We start from the raw sequence: 23,035 nt of genomic DNA, 5'->3' as shown, positions 1-23,035 counted from the left end.
CAAATGGGCGGTCAGATGGAGTGCAATTACCCACCCTAGAGGCCAACAATGTGGTGTAGGCCAATTTGGAAAGGCAGCATCAGAGCACATATCCAGCCCCCCTCCAAAACTGGTGCAACCGGTGTTACGAGTGTAACGCCCTTCACCAAATGCCCGGTTTCATTGGCTTTTATGCCTGTTACACAGTTGGGCGACATAGCGTACCCCCGATGTAACGCTGCCCCTGCGTGTAACGCTAAAGTCAGCATCTTCCAGGGTCCCCACCATCGAACCCAAGCCAAGAGCATGACCCACCCGCTTCGCTGAAGGAGCAATACCACAGGGGCTAAGGGGCTACCCCAATAAAACCGTGTCACCAGTGTTACGCATGTTACATAAGTATATAACTATATGATTTTATTAGATTTATATTGCGTTACACAGCTATGTCTGGCTTGCCGACATGCGTGTTACATGGCGAAGAGTTGTTACATCAATTAATGCCTTGGCAGGAGCTGACTGTGATGATTGCGGCGGGTACCATCGACCTAGGGGCTGCGTTTAAAAGGGCCGCTACCGGCCAAAAGCAGTTCCTCAATTCAGTGGCGTTTTCGTCCGAAAAAACACCATTCAGAAATGTCTGAAAGAGGACGCGCAGGCACCTACCTCAAGGACGATGCAGCCCTGTCGCATCCCGCCAGTACAAGGTTTGTTCGAACTGAAAGCTAATAAGAAAGAAGGCCGAACACGAGTGAAATATGGACTGAGCGATTTTATCCAAATCTTCCATAGCCGACTCCCCCTCTGGTTCGGGCCCTTTAATTCTGATGGTGCAACGCACCGCGACAGGGAAGGCGATACCCATTGTATTCTCAGCATAAATCGTAGGGTCATCGAGTACGTCATTGGTACTCAATTTAAGTCCCGAGTTAAATTCAGCGGATAGCCCATTTCCTGCGACCTCTATTTCCCAAGCACCAGCATTCGCAAGTGCTTTGCTCAGCGTCGAAATTGTGAGCGTACTATCAGCTTCCAAGCACAGATCAAGACTCATGAATCCTCCCTTTTCCTTGGCTGCACACTTGCACCAAAATTTTTGAATGCGATCTTCTCGACAGTGTATTTGGCTAGCGGTTTGAATGTCTGCTTTTGGCCGAAAGCAGTCATCACTACCCTGTTCAACATCGCCTTTCGTAGCGAGTTGGAAACTGATGCCGTCTTCGCACAATTGCTGGCCATTCCGCTACGCGATGGTTGTGATCTGCTGGATGTTATCGGTCAACGCTTGTGTGCCGGGGTTGCGGGTGCGGAAGCAGCGCCTGTACCCACTGCGATCTAGCCCTTAGCCAGTCAACGCGCATTCGGGTCGCTGCACTTGTAACGCGCGTCTTGATATATGCGTTGCTGATCCACCGCCATCGCGGGCAAGCCCGCTCCCACAGTTGGATCGTGTTGTATCAGATACTCAAGAAAACGCTGTCTCTATAAATGCCTCTAGCGCTTTGTCTTCGAGGATTTCGATAGAGAAGTGCCCGAAGCGCTTAGGCAACCAAATAATCCGTGCTCCCGACGGCGATTGCAGGTTCGCGCGGGCCAGTGGCTTTCCATTTTCGTCCTCTGGCTGAACACCGGCGGCCATCAGTTCGTCATAGGCCTTCTCGATATCCGGCGTCGAATAGCAGTGGCGATAGATCATCCCTTCTCCCGAGGCGTCCAACAGCTCCCTCAGGTTCCCCGCCAATGGCTGGACCAACATGAAACGCTCTTGACCGATCAGCGCAATCGCGTAGCGCACGTGCAGGCCACCTCGTTCCCAGACGAGGGTTTTGGAGATCCTGGCATTCAGGATCTGCGCGTAGTAGGCACAGGCTTCTTCGAGATTGTTCACCAGTACATCTACGTGACTGAACTTCAGATCCATTGCCGCCCTCCTGTTGAATGACGTGCGTGTTAATCAGATTGCGCAAACCGGTCGCTCGCCCAGCCGCTCTACCAGCCTGACGAGATAACCATCAGGATCCTGAACGATGAATTCGCGCTGGCCGACTTCCAGATGTTCCGCCCGATACCAGGTGTCTTTGCATTCCAGGTACAGCGCAAATCCAGCCTCTTCTAGTTTCTGCATGATCGGTGCGACAGCCTCAACATCAATTTGTAGGTTGATACCTCTGCCAAACGGCTTGGCGAGTGGCGCGGAAAGCCATTGGCCCGCGCTGGGCTCAATCTGCTCAAGCATGACTTGAGCGCCGCTTGAATCAAGGTAGGCAAATCCGTCTTCCGGGCGTTGATAAACTACTTTGAATCCCAGGCAAGAAACCCAGAAATTCAGGCTGCTCTCCAGGTTGGTTACCATTAACTCTGGAACCAGTTTGTTGCGTTCGAACATCAGATGACTTCCATTTCACAAAGGTCTTTCGGTCAGCGGGCATGATCATGCCAAGCCTACAACACGCGTATTGATACAGGCTTCACTGATCCACCGCCATCGCGGGCAAGCCCGCTCCCACAGTTGGGGTGCGTTGTATCAGCCTCCTCCGTCAACAAGATCAATCGAAGAACTCCATACCTGCATACGGCTGGCGTCGGCATTGTTCAAGCCGGGAAGCCAGGTTGCCGACATGCACTTCCAGGCGATGCCCGTCGGGATCTGCAAAATAAAACGAGCTGCCTTCGCTCGAATTGGATTTCCACTCGGTAACGTCAAGACGCCGCAAGCAAGCGGTGACTGCTTCAAAATCGTCCTGCGCCACTGAAAACGCGTAATGGGTGTAATCAGGCTGTTGCTCCGACACTCGGTTCTCATCGAGGGACAGACAAAGCCAGAGATCACCGAGGGACAGATAAGCCCCCTTCTCCCATCGAGCGGCCAATTTAAAGCCGGGAAGAGCACGGTAAAACTCAATACTGCGAGAGAGATCCACAACCGCCAACGTAAGATGATTCAAGCCAATCAACATGAGCATTTACCCGGTACCAATCCATTAGAACCGGTGAGAGTATCAACACCGACTTTTTCAATACAATCGACCAAGATCGGCCTGGCGAAATTTTGCCGGTCTTGCAATGCGCGTCCTTTCTTGTGGTCTCTACCCCGACTCCGCAAAAGGACACGCTCCATGTCGATCCGCCCTGCCCTTTGCCTGCTGGCCCTGCCGTTGTTCGCCGGCTGCCAGTATTTCCCCCACACCGATTACTTCACGGCACCTGCAAACGAGGCCAACCCGGCCTGGATACGCATCGTCAACTTCACGCAGCATGCCGATCTGTACCAGTACGAAAACAGCAGACGTTCGGGTGGCGTCATTCGCAGTGGGCCGCTGCCGTTCACCGTTACGCAGGATGAGGGGATGCCCAAGGCCGGGCAGAAGCTCACGTCGGACTATTACGAAACGCGGGTAAGACCCGGCATTGAAACGCACGTGGGCATGTTCTGGGAGGGGGCGCGCACGCAATCCTGCTCTGTCACGGCGAAGTTCACGCCCCAGGCTGGGCGCTTTTACCAGTTCCGGCTGACTTCCGGCTCGGCTGGCAGCTGTACGCTGTACCCGTCGCTGATCGAGCGCGACAAGGACGGAGACGGCTGGCATCTCACGCCAAACCCGCAGGTGACGTACAAGGGCGAAGGGCCCACGGCGAAAACCCATTACGGCAATAGCCGCTTCGAGGATCCCGATTACCATCCACCTGCGGAGCTTTATCCGGGCGTGGACGTTTTATAAGGAGTTGTGCAGTGGGTGACAGGAATTACTGGCTAACGCTCGGCTTACGAGCATCAGAAGATCTGTTTGCATGGTCGGCTTTTGTCGCGCAAACCGAGTTCCTGTGGCAGGACACAACTTTGGTCCAGGACGCGGTCGCTTGGCAGCGTGTTTGGTTCGAACTGGAGATCATCAACGGGCTGGCGTTGGCGCAATGGGACGATGAGGGAAGGCCTGATGATTGGGCAGGTGCCTGGAACAAAGACTATCGGCAAGATGCGGCTGGCCTGGCGGCTGAGTTGGTGGGAATGCTTGGCGATGGCCGAAAATAATTCATGCCTTGGTTTTTCTTTCACTGGTCCACCGCTATCGCGGGCAAGCCCGCTCCCACAGGTGGAGTGTGTTGTATCAGCGACATTTAGCGCGATAACGGCAACTGGTACCTCACCTCCGACAAGGTAACTCCGCCCCTCTCCAGCGTACGCTCACTCCCCGCCTCCTCAACACACCCCGCCCTGCGATAAAACCGGATAGCCCGTTCATTCCCCGCCAACACCCACAGCGTCAAACGCTGAAAACCCTGCGCCCTCAACTGCTGCACACCGGCTTGCCACAAGGCCAGCCCCACACCCGTGCGCCAGTGCGCGGCCAGCACGTAGATAGCCATGACCTCACCACTCTCCCCCACGACTGCATCTTCATCGCGGCCGGCGCCCATGCATATCCAGCCAACTACCTGCCTGTCCGCCTCCGCGACCACCACATTGGATTCACCCGATTCAATCGAGCGGCTCCAGAACGCTTCTCGCCTTGCCAGGGTTGCGCTCAGCGAGTGCAGGTAGTCGACAGGCATCAGGTCACGATAGGCGGCTTGCCAACTGCTGATGTGCACGTGGGCAATGGCCTTGGCGTCGGAGGGCAATGCGGTACGGATCATCGAAGTCGTCCTTCTTCGGGTAGGGAATGCAGGTGGAGCCAGTCTGCCGCCATTGCGTGACAAAACCGGTTCACTACAGACAAACGCTGCGGTGGCATAATCAGTCTCCATTCATACCAGAGCCGTATCAATGAGCGCCGATCGTTACGACCAACTGGCCATTTTTTCCATCGTCGCCCAGGAGCGCAGTTTCACCCGCGCCGCCGCCCGCCTCGGCATGTCACAACCGGCCTTGAGCCGTGCCATGCGCCAGCTGGAGGAACGCCTGGGCGTGCGTTTGCTGGCGCGCACGACCCGCAGTGTGTCGGCGACCCAGGCCGGGGAGCATCTGTTGCAGGTGATCGCGCCGCGCTTCGAGGAGATCGACAGCGAGCTGGCCTTGCTCAGCAAGTACCGTGACACACCCGCCGGCAAGCTACGGATCACGGCCGGGGAGCATGCGGCGATTTCGGTGTTGCATCCGATGCTCGGCAAGCTGCTGCCGGACCATCCCGACCTGAATATCGAGATTATTGTGGATTACGGTTTCACCGATATCGTCGCGCAAGGCTTTGATGCCGGGGTGCGCCTCGGTGAGCAGGTGGCCAAGGACATGATCGCCATGCGCATCGGCCCGGATATGCGCATGGCGGTGGTGGGGTCGCCGGCGTATTTCGCGCGGTACCCGGTGCCGCTGATTCCCAACGAGTTGATGGCGCACAACTGCATCACCTTGCGCATGCCAACCCATGGCGGGCTGTATGCGTGGGAGTTCGAAAAGGCCGGCCAGGTATTGAACGTGCGGGTCGAGGGGCAGTTGGTGTTCAACACCATTGCCATGCGCCTGGAGGCGGTGCTCCAGGGCTTGGGGTTGGCGTACATGCCCGAAAACCTGGTGCTGGAGCATGTGGCGCAGGGCCGCCTGGTGCGGGTGCTGGAGGATTGGTGCGAGCCGTTTTCGGGCTACCACCTGTATTACCCGAGCCGGCGCCAAAGCTCGCCGGCGTTTACCCTGGTGCGCGACACTTTGCGTTATCGCGACTAGTGCGCGTCGAGGGCGGCGGTGGTGCGCTGGGCCGCCGCGACGTCGCCTTGCTCGGCCAGTAGCTTCGCCACTTCGCGCAGTTGTGCGGTGCTCAAGCCTACTCGCAGACTCGCCGCGATATGTGAGCGCAGTTGCGGCTCGACACCGGGGGTGACGGCCAACGCAGCGACGGTCGCCAGTTCGCGGCTCTGCCAGTCCAGGTTGTCCCGCGCGAAGATGTCGCCGAACAGGTGCGTTTGCAGGTATTGATTGATCACCGGGGCGAACTCGAACAGCGGCCCTTGGACTGGGGCGCCGGCGATTTTGGTCTGGTTGGCTTTGCCGAGGATCAGTAACTGTTCGCCGACAGGAATCAGCGCGACGGGCTCTCGTCCTGGCTCATCTTTAATACCGTTTTGCTGACGCGCTTGCACCACGCGCATCAGCTCGCCGAGGGCGTTGAGGCTGCGGGGGAAACCGGTGTAGGCATACAACTGCACAAGGATTTCCTTGGCTTCGCTGATCGTCAGGCCGGCGTTCAGGCCCTGGTTCAACGCCGCGTTCAGGCCGGACAGATTGCTGGTTGCCATCGCGGCGGCAATCAGCGGGATGGCCTGTTGTTTGGCTGAGAGCGCGCTACCGATGGCCGATTTTGGCAACGGTTTTAGGTACTCCGCATCGGTGACTTTTTCCAGCCACTCGACGTTTTTGCCGTCAACCGATCCTGTCACCGCGAGGTGCATCATCGCGCTATTCGGCGCAGCGCCATGCCAGTGCTTGACGCCCGGCGGGCAGACGATCACATCCCCCGGCAGGATGCGCTGCACCGGTTTACCCCACTCCTGGGTCAAGCCGACACCCGACATCACCACAAGGCGCTGGCCCGCTGGATGCGTATGCCAAGCCGACCGTGCGCCTGCTTCAAAGCTGACGTAGGCACCGGACGCATTCACCTCGTCAGACGCGGGAAACAGCGGATCCACCCGCACCTTCCCGGAAAAATAATCCTCGGGGCCCACCATCGGCGCCTGGCTGTTGGCGCGGCGGATCTGCTGTGATTCGCCGCCACTCTCGGCGCCTGCGGCAAACGGCGCCGTGGCGCACAGTGCAATGCCTAAAAGCGTGCTTTTCATACCGTCCCCCTTACAGCGTACGGGCGTAGAACGCCGTCAGTTGCTCGATGGCGCTGTCCACATACGCAGGCACCCAATAGGTTTCGATGTGCGTGGCGCCCTCGATCTTGAACAACTGCTTGTCCTGGGTGCCTGTGGCCTTGGCAAACGCCTGCTCGGTCATGTAGAGGCTGTCGGCCTTGCTGCCGGCGATCATCAGCAGCGGCTTGTCGATCAGTTCGATCTGGTCGGTGGCATCGAAACTCATCAGGTCCAGCAGGCTGCTCAGGGTGTATTTGAAGGTGGAATTGGGGTGCGCGTGGGTCTTGCCGTAATACTCAAAACCCTGGCGATACAGATCGAACGGCAGCTTGGCGACTTGTTCATCGGTCAGCTTGACGTCGCCGGTGTACACCACCGCGCCGCCAGCGACTTCTTGCGCGCGGGCGGCCGACGCTTGTTGCAGGCGCTCCTGGATCGTCGCGACTTGCGAGTCCTGGTAGCCATTGCGCCGCACCAGGCCCGAGTTGAACATGCTCACCGTGGCAATCGAAGCGAAGCGCTTGTCGGTGCGCGCCGCCGCCAGGGAATACCCGCCGCCGCCACAGATGCCCAGCAAGCCCAGGCGCGTGGCGTCGGCGCCAGGATAGCTGGCGATAAAGTCGGCCATGCCGTGGATGTCCTCAATGCGATGGGCCGGCTTGTCAACGTTACGCGGCTCGCCACCACTGGCGCCCTGGTAAGCCGCATCGGCAGTGATGGTGATGTAGCCCTGATCGGCCATGCGCTGGGCATACAGGCCGGCGACCTGCTCCTTCACCCCGCCATTGGGATGGGCGACGACCACCACCGGGTATTTCCGCTGCGCGTCATAGTTCGCCGGGGTGTAGACGTTGGCGGCGATATCAAGGCCATTGAGCTTGTACTTCACCGGGTGGATGTTGACCTTGCCGGGCTGGTTTTTTGTCAGCGCACCGGCGTACGTCAGGGTGAAGGGGTTTTGCTTGTAGTCCGCTGCTTGCAGCTCGGCGCCAGACAGGCCGATCATCGCGGCCATCAAGGTGGTTTTCAGTGGGGTGCGCATCAGGTCAGTGCTCCGTGTTGGCTTGAAGAGCAAACTACCGTTCACGCATTGATGGATAAACCGGCTAAATCACATAGCACTGATACCAAAATCACATAAACCCGTTCATACACCAAAGTTGAATGCGATGGACATCCGTGGCCGAGTCCCTTCAAAACGCCGTACGGCATGCATCAGCCAGGATGGAAACATCACGAAGGTGCCGCTGGAGGCCGAGCAGGTGCTGCTGAATCCCGCCGTCAGGCAATCTTCGACGCGCATGCGCAGGGCTGGGTTGTAGGTCGAGGCCACCATTCCCCGTGGGTCGATGAACTCCAGGTCACCGCCGACACTGGCATTTTCTTCGCGCCCGCCTGCATCGACCCAGTAAACCCCGGACCAGAATGCGCCAGGATGCCCATGCAAGGCGTTGCTGTGGCCGGCCTCATTGACGTTGGCCCAGGCGTTGAGTTTCCACTCAAACGCTGGCTCAGTGAAACCGTATTGCTCGTTGTGCACGGCGGTCAGTTGGTTTGCGAATTCCCTGGCAAAGGCCACCAATGCATCGCAGGCTTTCCCGCCCCACTGCGCGAAGTCGTGGGCGGATTGCCAGCCGCCATCGTTGCTACGTTGGGTGCCGCAGAGGTCCTGCGCCATGCGGGTGGTGATGAGCGTCTTCAGCTCAGCATTGAGCCATTCTGCGTCGGGATACTGAAGGCTTGCCAAAGGCGTGGCGAAGAGCCGGCGGATGTTGATGAGGTCAGGGTTTACACGCGTGCTGCTGGGTTGCATGGGCGGTTCGCCAGGTTGTGCCAGAAGGCACAGACCATACGGGGCGAACGCGCTGAGCGATGTAAACCTTTGTTAAGGTCTAGGGGATTTTAGTAATGCGGGCCTCGTCATAGCACGGCAACTCGATGGCGTCGGCTTTCGGCGACAGGAGCTTGCCGAACAGGGTCTTGAACCCCGGCGCGGTGGCCAGCCTCAACACTGCGTGACCGAGGGCAATGCCCGCGCGCGAGTGCGGCGATGCCAGCCGTGGAGCGAACTTGGGGACACTCTGCGCCTGCTTGACGTAAGGCCGCATCAGCTTTTCATACGCCGCAAACGCCTGGCGGTGGTCAGCGTGACGCCAGAGTTCGCCGGCCAATACATAGGCGCCACACAGCCCCAGGCTGGTGCCCATGCCACTGATGGGCGATGCGCAATAGGCGGCGTCCCCCACCAACGCAATGCGGCCCTTGGACCAGCGCGGCATTTTGACCTGGCCCACCGCGTCCAGATAAAGATCAGTGGCGTGTTCCAGCGCGGCGAGTACACGGGGCGCCTCCCAGCCGGCATCGGCAAACACGCGCTTGAGTAATGCGACTTGTGCGTCCCTTGTGAGCTTTTCGTAACCACTGGGCGCTTGCTGAAACGACAAGAAGGCACGCGTGGTGCCCAGGTTGTCCGGGCGCAAGCAGATACAACGGCCGCCCGGCAGGTTGTGCCAGCGCATCACCTGGCCATCGCTCGGCTGGCGCGGCACGGTGAAGTACGCGGTGTAGAGATCCAGGGAGCGGCGCTCGACTTCGTTGCCGAACACTTGATTGCGCGTCGCTGAACCAATCCCTTCGGCGATGATGACCAGATCGTAAACCTGCTCAACGCCCTGCTCGAAGCGCACGTGCACCTGGTCGCCATCATCTTCCAGGGCGTTGATGCTGTCACCGAAGCGGTACGTGACCCGATCCTCACTCTGTTGGATCAACAGCTTGGCAAGTTCGCCGCGCAGGATTTCCAGCTCGGCGATCGGGCCGTCCCCGTCGAAGGCGTTTACGCCAATGAACGCCTTGGTCCGGTTGCCCTGGTCAACAAAAGCGATGCCCTGTTCCTGGGTGCTGTTGGCCCGAATCAGCGCCTCCAAGCCCATACGTTGCACCACCACCCGCCCTGCCCCACGCACGTCGATGGTTTGCCCGCCATCGCGAAACGCCGGCGCCTTCTCGACCACCGTGACGTCCATGCCCTGACGCGCCAGCCAATACGCCAACGCGGGACCGGCGATGCTGGCGCCGCTGATCAATACCTTTTTAGCGATCATGACTGCTCCCCGGCAATGTGCTGCGGTAGACCTCGATCACCTGCCCCAGAAACCCCTCGACCACAGCGCGATCCTGGCCTTCGAGCGCGCCAAGTACGCCGCTCAGCCCTTCGAGCATCGGCGCAATATGCCGATACGCCTGCGCCACCGACGCGGGCAGCGGACACACCAACACCCGGCGCTTGTCCTCCAGCTGCCGCTCGCGCACCACATGCCCCGCGCGCTCCAGCCGGTCGATAACCTGGGTGATGCCTGCGGTGGTCACCGAAAGGCGCGCGGCGAGCTCGGTCGGCGGCAGTGGGCCGTCGGTGATCAAGTGCTCCAGCGCGGCCATGTCAGTCTGGTTGATGCCCAACGCCGCACCCAGGTGACCGGCGGATTTGCGCGTCAGGATGGCGATCTGTTGCAACTGCTGGCCGACGGGATCACTGGCGATTTGCAGAGTACGTGGGTCCTCGGCGGGGGATTGGGGGGACTTCATGGGTGCGGCTCAGGTGGTTTGGAGAGGCGCGAAGTTAACATCTAGCTAACTTGCTTAGCTACCTTAATTCAAAATAGAGCCGAATTGCCCAAGGGCCTGCCCAACCTTTACTCTCACGCGTCCGCCACCCACGCGAACCCGGAGCCGCCATGGACCTCGCCACCCTCGCCCTTTTCCTCCCCGCCTGCTTCGCCCTGAACATGGCGCCCGGCCCCAACAACCTACTGTCCGTGAGCAACTCGACCCGCTACGGCTACCGCACCTCCTGCCTGGCCGGCATCGGCCGCCTGCTGGCGTTCGCCGGCATGATCGCCCTCGCCTCTGCAGGCCTTGCGGTGGTGCTGCAAACCTCGGAGTTGTTGTTCTACGGGATCAAGATCCTCGGGGCCGCGTATCTGTTTTACCTGGCGTTTCAGTTGTGGCGGGCGAATCCGCAGGGGGAATCGGAGGCGGCGACGGCCAAGGTAGGCTTGTGGGCGTTGGCACGTCAGGAGTTTTTGGTGGCAGCAGGCAATCCCAAAGCCATCCTCATCTTCACCGCCTTCCTCCCGCAGTTCGTCGTCCCAGGCCAGCCCATCACCCCGCAATTCGCCCTGCTGGGGGCGATGTTCCTGGTGCTGGAATGGATCGCCATCAGCGCCTACGCCTATATGGGCCTGCACATGCGCCGCTGGTTTGCCGAACCGCGTGGCAAGCGGATATTCAATCGGTGTTGCGCGGCGTTGTTGTCGGCGGCGGCGACGGTGTTGTTGATGGCGCGACGGGCATAAGCCAGGAATAAACGCAGTCTTTACTTGCTGACGACGGCTGACAAACACTAGGATGCGATGAATTCTCAAATGCACTGTGTTCTTGCAGAGGCTTTCCGTGTCGTCGTCATCCACTCCCCCGGCTCCGCACGCCGATATTCGCGCGTTGTACATCGATCATCACGCCTGGTTGCTGGGCTGGTTGCGCAGGCGGCTGCACCACGGTGACAGCGCCGCCGACCTGGCCCAGGATACGTTTGTACACATCCTCGGCAAGCCACAGCGGTTGCAGGAGTTGCGCCAGCCACGGGCCTGGCTGAGTGCAGTGGCCCATGGCTTGTTGGTTGATCGGGTGCGCCGGCAGCGGGTCGAGCGGGCTTATCTGGAGGCCATTGCTCACTTGCCGGAGGCTGAGGTGCCGTCGCCGGAATCACAGTTGATCCTGCTGGAAACCCTGGCGCGCGTGGACGCGTTGCTCGATGGCCTGCGCCCCAAGGTGCGCATGGCCTTTCTGCTGTCGCGCTTGGAGGGGCTCAGCTACAAGGAAATCGCCGTGCGCCTGGCCGTGAGCCTCGGGTCGGTGGAGAAGTACATGGCCAGCGCCATTCGCCATTGCTACTTGGCTCAGCGATGAGCGCACATCCCCTGCCCGATAACGTACTGGACCAAGCCATCGGTTGGCTGGTGCGGATCGAATCCTCCGGTTCAAACCCTCAAGTGCTGGCAGCCTGCCTGGATTGGCGCCAAGCCGATGCGCTGCATGAAACCGCCTGGCAAGCGCTGAGTAAAAGCGACGCGTCCTTCCAGGCGCTGGCCGCACTGCCGGGCACAATGGCGCTGGATACCTTGGAACGCTTGCACAGCGGCCATCACAGTCGGCGCCACACGCTCAAATTGCTGGGGATGGGATTGCTCATCACCGGGGCCACCGGCTGGCAATTGCGCGACAGCACGCAGCTGCCCTGGGGGGCGGACTATGCCACCGGGGTCGGCGAACGGCGGCAGTTCCTGCTGCAGGATGGCACGCGCCTGCAACTGAACACCGCCAGTTCAGTCGACGTCGAATTCACTGCCCAGCGCCGGCTGATCAAACTGCGGCGCGGCGAAATATTTGTCGATACCGGCAAGGACGGCGCCGCACCTGATGGGCGTCGCAGTTTTTGGGTCAGCACCCGGCACGCGCAGTTGCAGGCGATCGGCACCGCCTTCGGCGTGCGTGATGAGCAACGCGGCACACGGGTTCGGGTCGAGGACGGCGTGGTGGCGATTCACGGCAGGGGGGAACCGGTCCTGATCGCCGCCGGCGAGGAATACCTGATCAGTATCAACGACAGTCAACGTGTCCAGACCAGCACCCTGAACGCCAGCGCCTGGACACAGGGGCAGTTGGTGGCCAAGCGCATGCGCCTGGGCGACCTGACCGCCGAATTGGCGCGTTACCGTCACGGCTGGTTGCGCTGCGATCCCGCCATCGCGCAGCTAGAGGTGTCGGGGGTCTTCCAGCTGGATGACATCGACCGCGCGTTGAGCGCCCTGAGCGATACGCTACCGGTACGTGTCGAGCGTTTTACGCCGCTCTGGACCCGCGTGATCGCCCGTTGAGCCAGACGAGAAATAATCGCAAAAAGATTTACGGGTTTTGCCCCGTCCTTCGACAAACAGGACATACCCCCTGTTATTCGAAAGGAGCTCGTCGTTCATGTCCTCTGCTTTGATTTCCCCTCGGTCGCTGTCGCGCAGTGCCCTTGCACTTGCCCTCCAGGGCATTCTACTGGCCAGTGTTGCGGTGCAGGCCGCGCAGGCTGAGAGTCGTCATTACGAATTGGCCGCCGGTCCACTGGAGGAATCGCTCAACCGTTTTGCCCAGGCGGCCGGGATCACCCTGCCCTTCGACCCGGCATTGGTACAAGGCAAGCGTGCGCCGGCACTGCGTGGCGACTACGGCGTACACGAAGGTCTCAGCCGCCTGCTGGACGACAGCGGCCTGAGCGTGATGCGCAGCGCCAGCGGCAACTACCTGCTGGTACCGCGCGGCGGCGACACCGGAGCGCTTGAATTGGGCGCCACCAACATCAGCGGCCTGAACCTCGGGGCTACGACCGAAAACAGCAGTTCCTACACCACCGGCGCCATGCAGACCGCAACCAAGCTGCCATTGTCCCTACGGGAAACGCCGCAGTCGGTCACCGTGATTACCCGCCAACGCATGGACGACCAAGGTATGCGCAGCCTCGACGATGTGGTCCAGGCCACACCCGGGCTGCGCTTGGCCGCCGCGCGCCCGGCCAACAGCGAATTCTTCGCTCGGGGTTTCCCCATCACCAACCTGATGTTCGACGGCCTGCCCACCACCTACAACGCCGACTGGGTCGCCACCGCCGACCTCGCCCCGTACGACCGTGTCGAAGTGGTGCGCGGCGCCACCGGCATGATGCAAGGCGCCGGCAACCCCTCGGCCGCCATCAACATGGTGCGCAAGCGGCCCACCCAGGCTTACCAGGCGAGCATCACCGCCAGCGCCGGCAGTTGGGACAACTACCGCAGCGAGCTGGACGTTGGCGGCCCGGTCAACGACAGCGGCACCCTGCGTGGCCGTTTTGTCGGCGCCTACCACGACAAGGACAGCTATCAGGATTACGCCGGCCGCGAACGCGGCGTGTTCTACGGCGTCAGCGAATTCGACCTGAGCGACAGCACCACCCTGACCGTCGGCGCCTCCGATCAGAACGACAATAACAACATCAACTGGGGCGGCTTACCGGTGAACCCCGATGGCAGCCACATGGGCTTTTCACGCTCAAAGACCTTCGGCTACAGCTGGTCGCACCAGGACATCGACAACAAGACCCTGTTCGCCGAACTTGACCAGCGCTTCGACAACGACTGGCGCCTGCACCTGGGCGCATCGAAAAACTGGTCCGAGTTCAAGATGATGGGCGCCGTGCTCGAACGTAACAACGACGCCACCTACCGCCAACGCGTGTTCAATCAGGGCCGCGACTTCGACCAGTCCACCTACGACTTCTTCGCCAGCGGCCCCTTCGCCCTCCTCGGCCGCCAACATGAACTGGTGGTGGGCGCCAGCAAGCGCCAACTCAAGACCGAGGCCGTCGGCGGTACGGTGTTCGTCAACAACATCGACATTAACCGTTTCAACCCCAACGGCCTGGCGCGGCCGAGCGTGCCGGACGTGTACACCCTCAGCGAGAAAGTCGATCAGGAAGGGCTCTACGTCACCACCCGCTGGAACCTCGCCGACCCGCTGAAAGTCATTCTCGGCGCCCGCCTGGATTGGTACGACGCGACCTCGATCTACGACCAGATCAACGACCAGTACTACACCTCAGGCAAAACCCGCGAGGTCCGTCACCTCACCCGTTATGCCGGCGTCATCTATGACTTGGACGACAACCACTCGGTGTACGCCAGCTACACCGACATCTTCCAGCCGCAGACCGAAAAGAACGGCGACGGGGGCGGGATCAAGCCCATCACCGGGGAAAACTACGAAGTGGGCATCAAGGGCGAATACTTTGGCGGCGCACTGAATGCCAGCGCCTCGGTGTTCCAGATCGACCAGCTCAACCGCGCGGCAGAAGTGGCGGATGCCAGAACCTGCAAGTTCATCCCGGTCGGCGCCTACGCGTGTTACGAGGCTGCGGGCAAAGTGCGCAGCCAAGGCGTGGAGCTGGAGATCAACGGCGCACTGACCCCGAACTGGCAGGTGGGCGCCGGCTACACCTTCGCCCAGGCCAAGTACGAAAAAGATGCCGACGCCTCCAAGGAAGGCACCCTGTTCGACACTGACGTACCGCGCCATATGTTCAAGGCCAACACCACCTATCGCCTGCAGGGCGAGCTGAACCGCTGGCGGATCGGCGCCAACCTCTACAGCCAGAGCAGCACCTACAACAAGGGCCGCAATGTGTTCGGCAACTTCCATATCGAGCAGCAGGCCTATGCCTTGGTGGGGCTGATGGCCGGGTATCGGGTCAATAAACACCTGGACACCCAGCTGAACATCAACAACGTGTTCGACAAAAAGTACTACCAGGGGATTGCCAGCAACTCAACGTGGAGCCCGTATGATGTGTACGGCGACCCGCGCAACTTTACGGTTACGGCGAAGTACAGTTTCTGACAGGGACACGCTTGCAGTACAAAAAAACCGCATTCATTGATGAATGCGGTTTTGTGTACTGCGCTGTTATCTGGGGTTGAAAAGCCAGCGCACATGCACGCTCGGCCTGATATCAACTATTGACCTTACCAGACGGCTGTTGCGCTGAGCTGTTTGAAAAAATCGCCTCAGCCCTCGCCTCCCAACTGAGAAACGCTTTTTCGATACGCTTGCATTCTGGCTGATCCAAGTAATGATGAAACATCCCGAGTGCGAGATATTCGCTGAGGCCAATCAGTTTTTCAGTTTCGGTATACGTCGCGTTTTTTTCACCAGGAGGATACTTGACCACTGGATCGACCTCAGGCTCGGCCTCCAAATCCGGTAACTTTGATGTCACATTCCAACCCGTTCTTAAGTCGGCAAGGAACACAGCGATGGATGCACAGAACTCCGAAGTATGAAGAGCCAGAACAGCATCCTTATGTTCAAACGGCGATATTCTCACCAATTGCTCGACAAACGCCTCAAGCTGTCGAATCTGCACGCGGATATCCGCAGCTTTAAAACGCCAAGAAATCCAAGCTTTACCCGCCTTTACCTTTGATTCCGGCGCTCCGGTTTGCGGTCCGATGTCCTGACTCGTCAGGCTACTGTCATAGGCATTTTCACGTACGAAACTAAAGCACAAAAAGGCGCGAAGCACGATTTGATAGATGGCCCTCGTCGTCTCTATTTTTTCCTCGGCGACGCGTCGAGCTTCACGTCGATGTTCTTCAGCGACCTTTTGCGCCTCACGCCTGTGGTCTTCAGCCCGTTCTTGCCTGCTTCGCTCTTCAGAGCGTCTACTTTCATGCCGAGAAACGAGAATGGCCGCGACAATTGCATAAATACTCCCAATGCCTTGGAGCCAAGCGGGAAAGTTCGCAGAATCCCAAACAAGCGCCGCCGCCATAACAATCACGAACGATTCAGTAATTGCACTATAAAAAATCACTTGATCGCTGGGGTCGGGATGTTTTCTGACTCTACATACTCCACAGACAACCGCACACACCAGCAAGCTAGCAATAAGGACGATGAGAAACGTGGAGAGTTTCCCAATAGATTCAACGCCGAGAGCATCCATAAATTTTATCTTTTGTGTGATTTGTGTTTCACCAAGGTGTGCAAGGCGACTTGCCCAATTGGCGTAAGCGACACTTCAACACTCTAGGAGTGAAGACGGTGGTGAGTGGGCCTTGGCAAAAGGCCTAAGTTGGGCTTGCGATCCATGCACACTGAAGCATCCTTAGGAGTGATGGCCTAATGCTAGACTTCGAGCCCGAGCATCTACAAGCAATAAACATCCGCTCTGCGTCAAACAGCACGGGAAGAGTTCGTGCAAACCCGTATTAACGCTGTGGTTGTTCGCACGCAGTGACCACGCCACAATCGAGCGTTAACCAAAACCCGCCCCCTTCGGTCAAGGAGACCACGCATGAAAACCCTAGTGATCGGCGCCAGCAAAGGCCTGGGCAAAGCCCTCATCGAAGGCCTCGGCGAGCCCGGCGATACGCTGATCGGCGTATCCCGCAGCCAACCCGCACACCTGGACCACAAGGCTGGCGTCAGCGTGCACTGGGTCGAGGCCAACCTGGCTGACCCCGCCGTAGCCGCGCAGACCATCGCCGCAGCGGTCGCCGAAGGCGGGTTGGATACGCTGATCTACAACCTGGGCATCTGGGAAGAATTTGCCTTCGACCCGGCGTACAACTTCCTGACAGACGACGACAGCCAGATCGAAGCCATTGTGACCTGCAACATCACCTCGACGCTGTTGCTGATCAAGCGGCTGTTGCCGGTGCTGCTCAACAGCGCAAACCCACGGATAATCCTCACCGGCTCGACCTCCGGCCTGCCGCAAAGTGGCCGCCCGGAAGTGACCTTTGGTGCCTCCAAGTTCGCCCTGCGCGGTATCGCCGACGCCTTGCGCGAGGGCTATCGCCAGCAGCGGCTGGGCGTGACGTGCCTCAACCTGGGCTACCTGAATACCGAAGACCCACTGAGCACGCCGCGCGAGCTGGCTGCGCAACGGGGTGAGGGCCACGCGATTCCCGTGCACGATGTGGTGCAGGTGGTACGCATGGCGTTGAGCCTGTCTTCGGCCAGTTTCGTCAAGGACATCACCTTGCCGGCCATCCTGGACGAGCGTTTTTAGAGGAGCGAACGCTGGGCATTGTCTAAACTTCACACAGCCATTTTCCGTGGAGACCCGACATGCCCAGCAAAACCACGCTCTGCCTCTGGTACAACGGCACCGCCCTGGACGCCGCCACCTTCTACGCCAAGACTTTCCCGGACAGCCGCGTGGTCGCCACGCACCTTGCCCCGGGTGACTACCCGTCGGGCCGGCAAGGTGATGTATTGACTGTCGAGTTCATCGTCATGGGCATTCCCTGCCTTGGTTTGAACGGCGGCCCGGCGTTTCCCCACAGTGAGGCGTTTTCGCTCCAAGTGGCCACCGATGACCAGGCCGAAACCGACCGCTATTGGCACGCCATCATCGACCACGGCGGACAGGCCAGCGCCTGCGGATGGTGCAAGGACAAGTGGGGGCTGTCATGGCAGATCACGCCACGGGCCTTGACCGCTGCGGTGACCCATCCCGACCCGGCCACCGCCAAGCGCGCGTTTGACGCGATGATGACCATGACCAAGATCGACATTGCTGCCATAGAGGCCGCCGTCGCCGGGGCTTGACACATTCGCTCACATCCCCTGAAGATGGTCACCTCATTCAGGGTGTGACAATTCATGTCTGCTAAGTCGCTGGTTAACCTTTCCGTCATTGGCTCGATTGCCAAGGCGCAAGGTTGCGTGGCGCACGCCCTCAAATCGAAGAAACAGTCGCTCATGTGACCGGGGCGCGCTGTCCCGTCAGATGAGCTGACAGGACATTGAGCGCGACGGTCTCCCCCCTTGCACAATTCCCTCTGCCCTTCTGACGGTGACTTGATCGGTCAATCATCAGGAGTAAGTGCATGTCAGCGTTTCAAGGTATCTGGGTTCCCGTGGTCACGCCGTTTCAGGACGGCGCCATTGATTTTATCGGCCTGCGCCGCCTGGTCAGCCATCTGCTGGAAAAGCACGTGGCCGGGATCATGGTGTGCACCACCACCGGCGAAGCCGCCGCGCTGAGCCGCCAGGAACAACTGGCCGTGCTGGATACGGTGCTGCAGCTGGTGCCCGCGCAGCGCGTGGTGATGGGGTTGTCGGGCAACAACCAGATTGAATTGCTGCAGTTCCAGAAGGACATCCTCCAGCGCCCGGTGGCGGGTTTGCTGGTGCCGGCGCCGAGTTATATCCGCCCGTCCCAGGCGGGGCTGGAAGCGTTCTTCCGCACGGTGGCGGATGCGTCCAGTGTGCCGATCATTTTGTACGACATTCCCTACCGCACCGGCGCAACCTTCGAACAGGCCACGTTGCTCAACATCATCGCCCACAAGCACATCGTCGCGATCAAGGATTGCGGCGGCAACCTGGCCAACACCCTGGCGTTACTGGCCAGCGGTGAGGTGGATGTGTTGTGCGGCGAAGACCTGCAAATCTTCAACGCGCTGTGCCTAGGCGCCAGCGGTGCGATTGCGGCGTCGGCCCATGTGCGGACGGAACAGTTCGTGGCGCTGTGGCACCAGGTGCGGGATAACCAGTTGGCCGAGGCGCGAACGACGTTTTTCCAACTACTGCCACTGATCAACACAATGTTTATCGAGCCCAATCCCGCGCCGGTGAAAGCCGCATTGGCCTTGGAAGGTTTGATCGGCAGTGAGCTGCGGGCGCCGATGCAGCGTGCCAGTGACAAGGTTATCACCCGGCTCAAGCAGCTATAGGAAACAACCTACAGCGCGATTCAGCACCCGCCGCCTCGGTTACCAATCGTTATATTTTCCCTTGCCGTTGGGGCGTTTACCGGTTGGATAGCAGGCGGGCAGCCGCGTAAGGTCGGCTGCAATCTGCGCCGTTTGGGGGTATGCGATGAACTTTCTGCGTTTGCTGGTGCTGCTCAGCCTGGTGGGGTGCGCCGACCGCTCCACGGCGATTAACGCGCCCAGCCCCACCAGTTTCGAACAGTACCGCCAGCAGACGCTGGTGAGCCTTGAGCGTGACCGGCGCTTCCAAAACCCCGACCACGGGCTGGAACTGGACTGGAATGCGCCGCGCGAGTGGGTCGCGCAAACACCCAATGGCCACGGTGTCCTGCTGGTGCATGGCCTGGGGGATTCGCCGGGTTCGTTCAGCGATATTGGCGCTCAATTAGCGTCACAGGGTTATCGGGTGCGCACGCTGCTGTTGCCCGGGCATGGCACGCAGCCCTACGACATGCTGAAGGTCGATATCGCCGACTGGCGCAGGACGGTAGCGCAGCAAGTGGCGCTGTTGCGCCTGGACGTGGACCAGGTCTATTTGGGCGGTTTCTCCACCGGCGCCAACCTGGTGCTGGAATACGCCATGGACGATCCGGGCATCGCCGGTTTGCTGATGTTCTCTCCGGCGTTCAAGGCGCGTAACCGTTTTATCTGGATGCTGCCGTGGCTGACCTACGTCAAGCCTTGGCTACGCGACCCCGAGGGCCCACGGCAATTGCAGTCGCCGCTGCGTTACCAGAACGTCCCCACCAACGGTTTTGCCCAGTTCTATCGCACCAGCGCTGCGGTGCGCGACAAGTTGGCCGACGCCACGTTTGACCGCCCGGTGCTGATCGTCAGTGCCGCCCACGACTCCGTGGTGGACGTGCAGTTCGTGAGGGAGGCCTTTACCGAGCGCTTCCCTCACCCAGCCTCGCGAATGATCTGGTACGGCGAACTGCCGGCCCCGCAGCGATCACCGCGCATCCTGGTGCGCAGTGACCACTTGCCGGCCGAGCGCATCAGCCAGTTTTCCCATATGGGCGTGTTGTTCGCCCCGGGCAACCCGCAATACGGCCGCCAGGGCCAGCAGCTGGAGTGCTGGAACGGCCAGACGGAGGAAGGCCTGCAACATTGCCTCGCCGGCAAGCCCGTGTGGTATTCGGCCTGGGGCTATCGCGAACCGGACAAGGTGCATGCACGGCTGACATTCAACCCGTACTTCGTGTGGCAGGCCGAGGTCATGGAACAGGTGATGCGCCGCTAACAGACAAGCAACCGCCGCGCCGCTGGCGAGCGCTGCGATCAAGGCCTATGGTCCAAGGCATGCCTTGCACTTTGCTGTCCCACCTACGCTGCCCCGTAACAGGTGACACCATGCCCAGCCTCTCCCCTCCCGCCGTGCTCGAACTGATCGGCAACACACCTCTGGTTCGAGTCAGTCGCTTCGACACCGGCCCCTGCACGCTGTTTCTCAAGCTTGAATCCCAGAACCCGGGCGGCTCGATCAAGGACCGCATCGGCCTGGCCATGATCGACGCCGCCGAACGCGACGGCCGCCTGCGCCCCGGCGGCACCATCATTGAAGCCACCGCTGGCAACACCGGCCTGGGTCTGACGCTGGTGGGCCGGGCCAAGGGCTACCGCGTGGTGCTGGTGGTGCCCGACAAGATGTCCACGGAAAAGGTGTTGCACCTCAAGGCCATGGGTGCCGAGGTGCATATCACCCGCTCAGATGTCGGCAAGGGCCATCCCGAGTATTACCAGGACGTCGCCGCGCGCCTGGCCAAGGGCATTGCGGGTTCATTCTTCGCCGACCAGTTCAACAACCCCGCCAACCCCCTGGCCCACGAGACCGGCACCGCCCCGGAAATCTGGGCGCAAACGGAGCACGACCTGGACGCGATTGTGGTGGGCGTCGGCTCGGCCGGCACCCTCACCGGCCTGACCCGCTTCTTCAAGCGCGTGCAACCTGAACTGGCGATGGTACTGGCCGATCCCGTGGGTTCAGTGATGGCCGAATACAGCCGCAGCGGTACCCTGCCAACACCCGGCTCATGGGCCGTTGAAGGCATCGGCGAAGACTTCATCCCGTCGATTGCCGACCTGTCCAGCGTGCGCCACGCCTACTCCATCAGCGATGAAGACAGCTTCGACCACGCCCGCCAACTGCTCAAGGCCGAGGGCATTCTCGGTGGCTCGTCCACCGGCACCCTGTTTGCCGCCGCCTTGCGCTACTGCCGCGAACAGACCTCGCCCAAGCGCGTGGTCACCTTTGTCTGCGACACCGGCACGCGCTACCTGTCGAAGGTCTACAACGACCAGTGGATGAACGACGCCGGCCTGCTGCAATACAAGCACTACGGCGACCTGCGCGACCTGATCGCCCGTCGCTTTGAAGACGGCCGCGTGATCAGCGTAAGCCCCGATGACACCTTGCTCACTGCCTTCCAGCGCATGCGCCTGGCGGATGTCTCGCAACTGCCGGTGCTGGTGGACGGCCGTGAACTGGTGGGCGTGATCGACGAATCCGACATCCTGCTGGGCATACACCATGACGCTGCGGATTTCGCCATGGTGGTTGCCAGCGCCATGACTGATCGCCTTGAAACCCTCGCCCCCAGTGCCAGCCTCGCCGAACTTCAGGAAGAACTGGATCGTGGCCTGGTGGCAATCATTGCCGACGCCTCCGGCTTCCATGGCCTGATCACCCGCGTCGATCTGCTCAACCACCTACGGAGATCCCTTGCATGAGCCAGCCCGATAAAAGCGCGTTTGCCACCCGTGTGATCCACGCCGGGCAAAGCCCCGACCCGACCACGGGCGCGCTGATGCCACCGATCTACGCCAACTCCACCTACCTGCAAGACAGCCCCGGCGTGCACAAGGGCTTCGATTACGGGCGCTCCCACAACCCCACGCGGTTTGCCCTGGAGCGTTGCGTGGCGGATCTGGAAGGTGGTACCCAGGCGTTTGCCTTCGCCTCCGGGCTGGCCGCGATTTCCACGGTACTGGAGTTGTTGGATGCCGGCTCGCACATCGTCTCCGGCAATGACTTGTATGGCGGCACCTTCCGCCTGTTCGACAAGGTGCGCCAACGCAGCGCCGGGCACCGTTTCAGCTTTGTGGATTTAAGCGATGTGTCGGCGTTCGAAGCCGCATTGCAGGACGATACGCGCATGGTCTGGGTCGAGACGCCCAGCAACCCGCTGCTCAGCCTCACCGACCTCAGCGCCATCGCGCGTATCTGCCGGGCACGCGGGATTATCTGCGTGGCCGACAACACCTTCGCCAGCCCGTGGGTTCAGCGGCCGCTGGAGTTGGGGTTCGACGTGGTGGTGCATTCCACCACCAAGTACCTCAACGGCCACTCGGATGTAATCGGCGGCATTGCCGTGGTGGGCGACAACCCTGAACTGGCGGAACGCGTGGGTTTCCTGCAGAACTCCGTGGGCGCCATCGCCGGGCCATTCGACGCCTTCCTTACCCTGCGCGGCGTGAAAACCCTGGCCCTGCGCATGGAGCGCCATTGCAGCAACGCACTCGACCTGGCCACCTGGCTGGAGCAACAGCCGCAAGTCGCGCGGGTTTACTACCCCGGCCTGGTTTCCCACCCACAACACGCACTGGCCCGCCGGCAAATGCGCGGGTTTGGCGGGATGATTTCGGTGGATTTGAACAGTGACCTGGCGGGCGCCACGCGCTTCCTGGAAAACGTGAAGATCTTCGCCCTGGCCGAAAGCCTCGGAGGCGTGGAAAGCCTGATTGAACACCCGGCGATCATGACCCATGCCAGCATCCCAGCGGCGACGCGGGCGCAGTTGGGGATTGGCGATGGGTTGGTGCGGTTGTCGGTGGGGGTTGAGGATGTGGAGGATTTGCGGGCGGACTTGGCCCAGGCCCTGGCACATATCTAACACTTG

At 60.4% G+C, this 23,035-nt stretch carries 25 protein-coding genes; 14 read left to right on the top strand and 11 right to left on the bottom strand.

All coding sequences use genetic code 11. The annotated features are described in order from the left end of the window. Positions 1-646: 646 nt before the first annotated feature. Complete coding sequence (locus J1G37_RS14920) at positions 647-1,033, bottom strand: hypothetical protein (RefSeq protein ID WP_017737668.1); 387 nt, start codon at positions 1,031-1,033, stop codon at positions 647-649. Positions 1,034-1,096: 63 nt separating this feature from the next. Here J1G37_RS14920 and J1G37_RS29005 point away from each other — a divergent pair, with 63 nt between their 5' ends. Further along, positions 1,097-1,318 (top strand): hypothetical protein, encoded by a 222-nt coding sequence (locus tag J1G37_RS29005; RefSeq protein WP_347402348.1) that lies wholly within the window; start codon positions 1,097-1,099, stop codon positions 1,316-1,318. A 126-nt stretch (positions 1,319-1,444) separates the two neighbouring features. Here the strand turns inward: J1G37_RS29005 and J1G37_RS14915 are convergent, their stop codons facing one another. From J1G37_RS14915 to fos, 3 genes are all read right to left on the bottom strand, one after another. Beyond that, entirely contained in the window at positions 1,445-1,900 is a 456-nt protein-coding gene (locus J1G37_RS14915) for a VOC family protein (protein ID WP_207042851.1), read from the bottom strand. Between the two features lie 33 nt (positions 1,901-1,933). Further along, on the bottom strand, positions 1,934-2,365 hold the full coding sequence (locus tag J1G37_RS14910) for a VOC family protein (protein ID WP_017737671.1): 432 nt from the start codon (positions 2,363-2,365) through the stop codon (positions 1,934-1,936). Positions 2,366-2,525: 160 nt separating this feature from the next. Next, positions 2,526-2,936 carry a fosfomycin resistance glutathione transferase gene (fos, locus tag J1G37_RS14905; protein ID WP_207043070.1) on the bottom strand — a complete coding sequence of 137 codons (411 nt, stop codon included), beginning with the start codon at positions 2,934-2,936 and terminating at the stop codon, positions 2,526-2,528. Positions 2,937-3,095: 159 nt separating this feature from the next. Here fos and J1G37_RS14900 point away from each other — a divergent pair, with 159 nt between their 5' ends. Further along, entirely contained in the window at positions 3,096-3,698 is a 603-nt protein-coding gene (locus tag J1G37_RS14900; protein ID WP_207042842.1) for a hypothetical protein, read from the top strand. A gap of 11 nt (positions 3,699-3,709) precedes the next feature. Continuing rightward, entirely contained in the window at positions 3,710-4,009 is a 300-nt protein-coding gene (locus tag J1G37_RS14895; RefSeq protein WP_207042834.1) for a hypothetical protein, read from the top strand. An 86-nt stretch (positions 4,010-4,095) separates the two neighbouring features. Here J1G37_RS14895 and J1G37_RS14890 read toward each other — a convergent pair whose 3' ends face one another. Further along, a complete protein-coding gene (locus tag J1G37_RS14890) occupies positions 4,096-4,614 on the bottom strand; it encodes a GNAT family N-acetyltransferase (protein WP_207042833.1) in 519 nt (172 codons plus the stop codon). 130 nt (positions 4,615-4,744) lie between these two features. Between J1G37_RS14890 and J1G37_RS14885 the strand changes: the two genes are divergently transcribed. Continuing rightward, entirely contained in the window at positions 4,745-5,638 is an 894-nt protein-coding gene (locus J1G37_RS14885; protein WP_207042832.1) for a LysR family transcriptional regulator, read from the top strand. Here the strand turns inward: J1G37_RS14885 and J1G37_RS14880 are convergent. The 5 genes from J1G37_RS14880 to J1G37_RS14860 all read right to left on the bottom strand — a co-directional run bounded on the left by J1G37_RS14880 (position 5,635) and on the right by J1G37_RS14860 (position 10,356). Beyond that, entirely contained in the window at positions 5,635-6,750 is a 1,116-nt protein-coding gene (locus J1G37_RS14880) for a carboxymuconolactone decarboxylase family protein (RefSeq protein WP_207042831.1), read from the bottom strand. The genes J1G37_RS14885 and J1G37_RS14880 overlap by 4 nt on opposite strands. A gap of 10 nt (positions 6,751-6,760) precedes the next feature. Continuing rightward, on the bottom strand, positions 6,761-7,816 hold the full coding sequence (locus J1G37_RS14875; RefSeq protein ID WP_207043068.1) for an alpha/beta hydrolase: 1,056 nt from the start codon (positions 7,814-7,816) through the stop codon (positions 6,761-6,763). 102 nt (positions 7,817-7,918) lie between these two features. Then, a complete protein-coding gene (locus J1G37_RS14870) occupies positions 7,919-8,584 on the bottom strand; it encodes a TIGR02466 family protein (protein WP_207042829.1) in 666 nt (221 codons plus the stop codon). 79 nt (positions 8,585-8,663) lie between these two features. Then, on the bottom strand, positions 8,664-9,875 hold the full coding sequence (locus tag J1G37_RS14865) for an FAD-dependent monooxygenase (RefSeq protein WP_207042828.1): 1,212 nt from the start codon (positions 9,873-9,875) through the stop codon (positions 8,664-8,666). Continuing rightward, positions 9,865-10,356 (bottom strand): MarR family winged helix-turn-helix transcriptional regulator, encoded by a 492-nt coding sequence (locus J1G37_RS14860; RefSeq protein WP_207042827.1) that lies wholly within the window; start codon positions 10,354-10,356, stop codon positions 9,865-9,867. The genes J1G37_RS14865 and J1G37_RS14860 overlap by 11 nt, the downstream gene beginning before the upstream one ends. A gap of 149 nt (positions 10,357-10,505) precedes the next feature. Between J1G37_RS14860 and J1G37_RS14855 the strand changes: the two genes are divergently transcribed. The 4 genes from J1G37_RS14855 (at position 10,506) to J1G37_RS14840 (ending at position 15,246) form a co-directional block, all read left to right on the top strand. Beyond that, positions 10,506-11,126 (top strand): LysE family translocator, encoded by a 621-nt coding sequence (locus J1G37_RS14855; RefSeq protein WP_207042826.1) that lies wholly within the window; start codon positions 10,506-10,508, stop codon positions 11,124-11,126. A 97-nt stretch (positions 11,127-11,223) separates the two neighbouring features. After that, on the top strand, positions 11,224-11,739 hold the full coding sequence (locus J1G37_RS14850; RefSeq protein WP_207042825.1) for a sigma-70 family RNA polymerase sigma factor: 516 nt from the start codon (positions 11,224-11,226) through the stop codon (positions 11,737-11,739). Then, positions 11,736-12,707 carry a FecR domain-containing protein gene (locus J1G37_RS14845; RefSeq protein WP_207042823.1) on the top strand — a complete coding sequence of 324 codons (972 nt, stop codon included), beginning with the start codon at positions 11,736-11,738 and terminating at the stop codon, positions 12,705-12,707. Before J1G37_RS14850 ends, J1G37_RS14845 begins: the two co-directional genes overlap by 4 nt. Positions 12,708-12,804: 97 nt before the next feature. Continuing rightward, on the top strand, positions 12,805-15,246 hold the full coding sequence (locus J1G37_RS14840; RefSeq protein ID WP_207042821.1) for a TonB-dependent siderophore receptor: 2,442 nt from the start codon (positions 12,805-12,807) through the stop codon (positions 15,244-15,246). A 112-nt stretch (positions 15,247-15,358) separates the two neighbouring features. Here J1G37_RS14840 and J1G37_RS14835 read toward each other — a convergent pair whose 3' ends face one another. Next, positions 15,359-16,354: a hypothetical protein gene (locus tag J1G37_RS14835; protein ID WP_207042820.1), complete on the bottom strand. Its 996-nt coding sequence runs from the start codon at positions 16,352-16,354 to the stop codon at positions 15,359-15,361. Between the two features lie 351 nt (positions 16,355-16,705). Between J1G37_RS14835 and J1G37_RS14830 the strand changes: the two genes are divergently transcribed. The 6 genes from J1G37_RS14830 to J1G37_RS14805 all read left to right on the top strand — a co-directional run bounded on the left by J1G37_RS14830 (position 16,706) and on the right by J1G37_RS14805 (position 23,029). Continuing rightward, the gene (locus tag J1G37_RS14830; RefSeq protein ID WP_207042818.1) at positions 16,706-17,425 is read left to right on the top strand and encodes an SDR family oxidoreductase; all 720 of its coding nucleotides are present in this window, start codon (positions 16,706-16,708) and stop codon (positions 17,423-17,425) included. 59 nt (positions 17,426-17,484) lie between these two features. Further along, a complete protein-coding gene (locus J1G37_RS14825) occupies positions 17,485-17,967 on the top strand; it encodes a VOC family protein (protein WP_207042816.1) in 483 nt (160 codons plus the stop codon). A 281-nt stretch (positions 17,968-18,248) separates the two neighbouring features. Next, on the top strand, positions 18,249-19,097 hold the full coding sequence (gene dapA / locus J1G37_RS14820; RefSeq protein ID WP_207042815.1) for a 4-hydroxy-tetrahydrodipicolinate synthase: 849 nt from the start codon (positions 18,249-18,251) through the stop codon (positions 19,095-19,097). A 145-nt stretch (positions 19,098-19,242) separates the two neighbouring features. Beyond that, a complete protein-coding gene (locus J1G37_RS14815; RefSeq protein ID WP_207042814.1) occupies positions 19,243-20,379 on the top strand; it encodes an alpha/beta fold hydrolase in 1,137 nt (378 codons plus the stop codon). Between the two features lie 110 nt (positions 20,380-20,489). After that, positions 20,490-21,866: a pyridoxal-phosphate dependent enzyme gene (locus J1G37_RS14810; protein ID WP_207042813.1), complete on the top strand. Its 1,377-nt coding sequence runs from the start codon at positions 20,490-20,492 to the stop codon at positions 21,864-21,866. Further along, a complete protein-coding gene (locus J1G37_RS14805; RefSeq protein ID WP_207042812.1) occupies positions 21,863-23,029 on the top strand; it encodes a cystathionine gamma-synthase in 1,167 nt (388 codons plus the stop codon). Before J1G37_RS14810 ends, J1G37_RS14805 begins: the two co-directional genes overlap by 4 nt. Positions 23,030-23,035 lie beyond the last annotated feature (6 nt).

The organism is Pseudomonas sp. Marseille-Q1929 (genome assembly GCF_017316265.1).
Classification (GTDB): Bacteria; Pseudomonadota; Gammaproteobacteria; order Pseudomonadales; family Pseudomonadaceae; genus Aquipseudomonas.
This window is presented reverse-complemented; position numbering and strand designations above follow the sequence as displayed.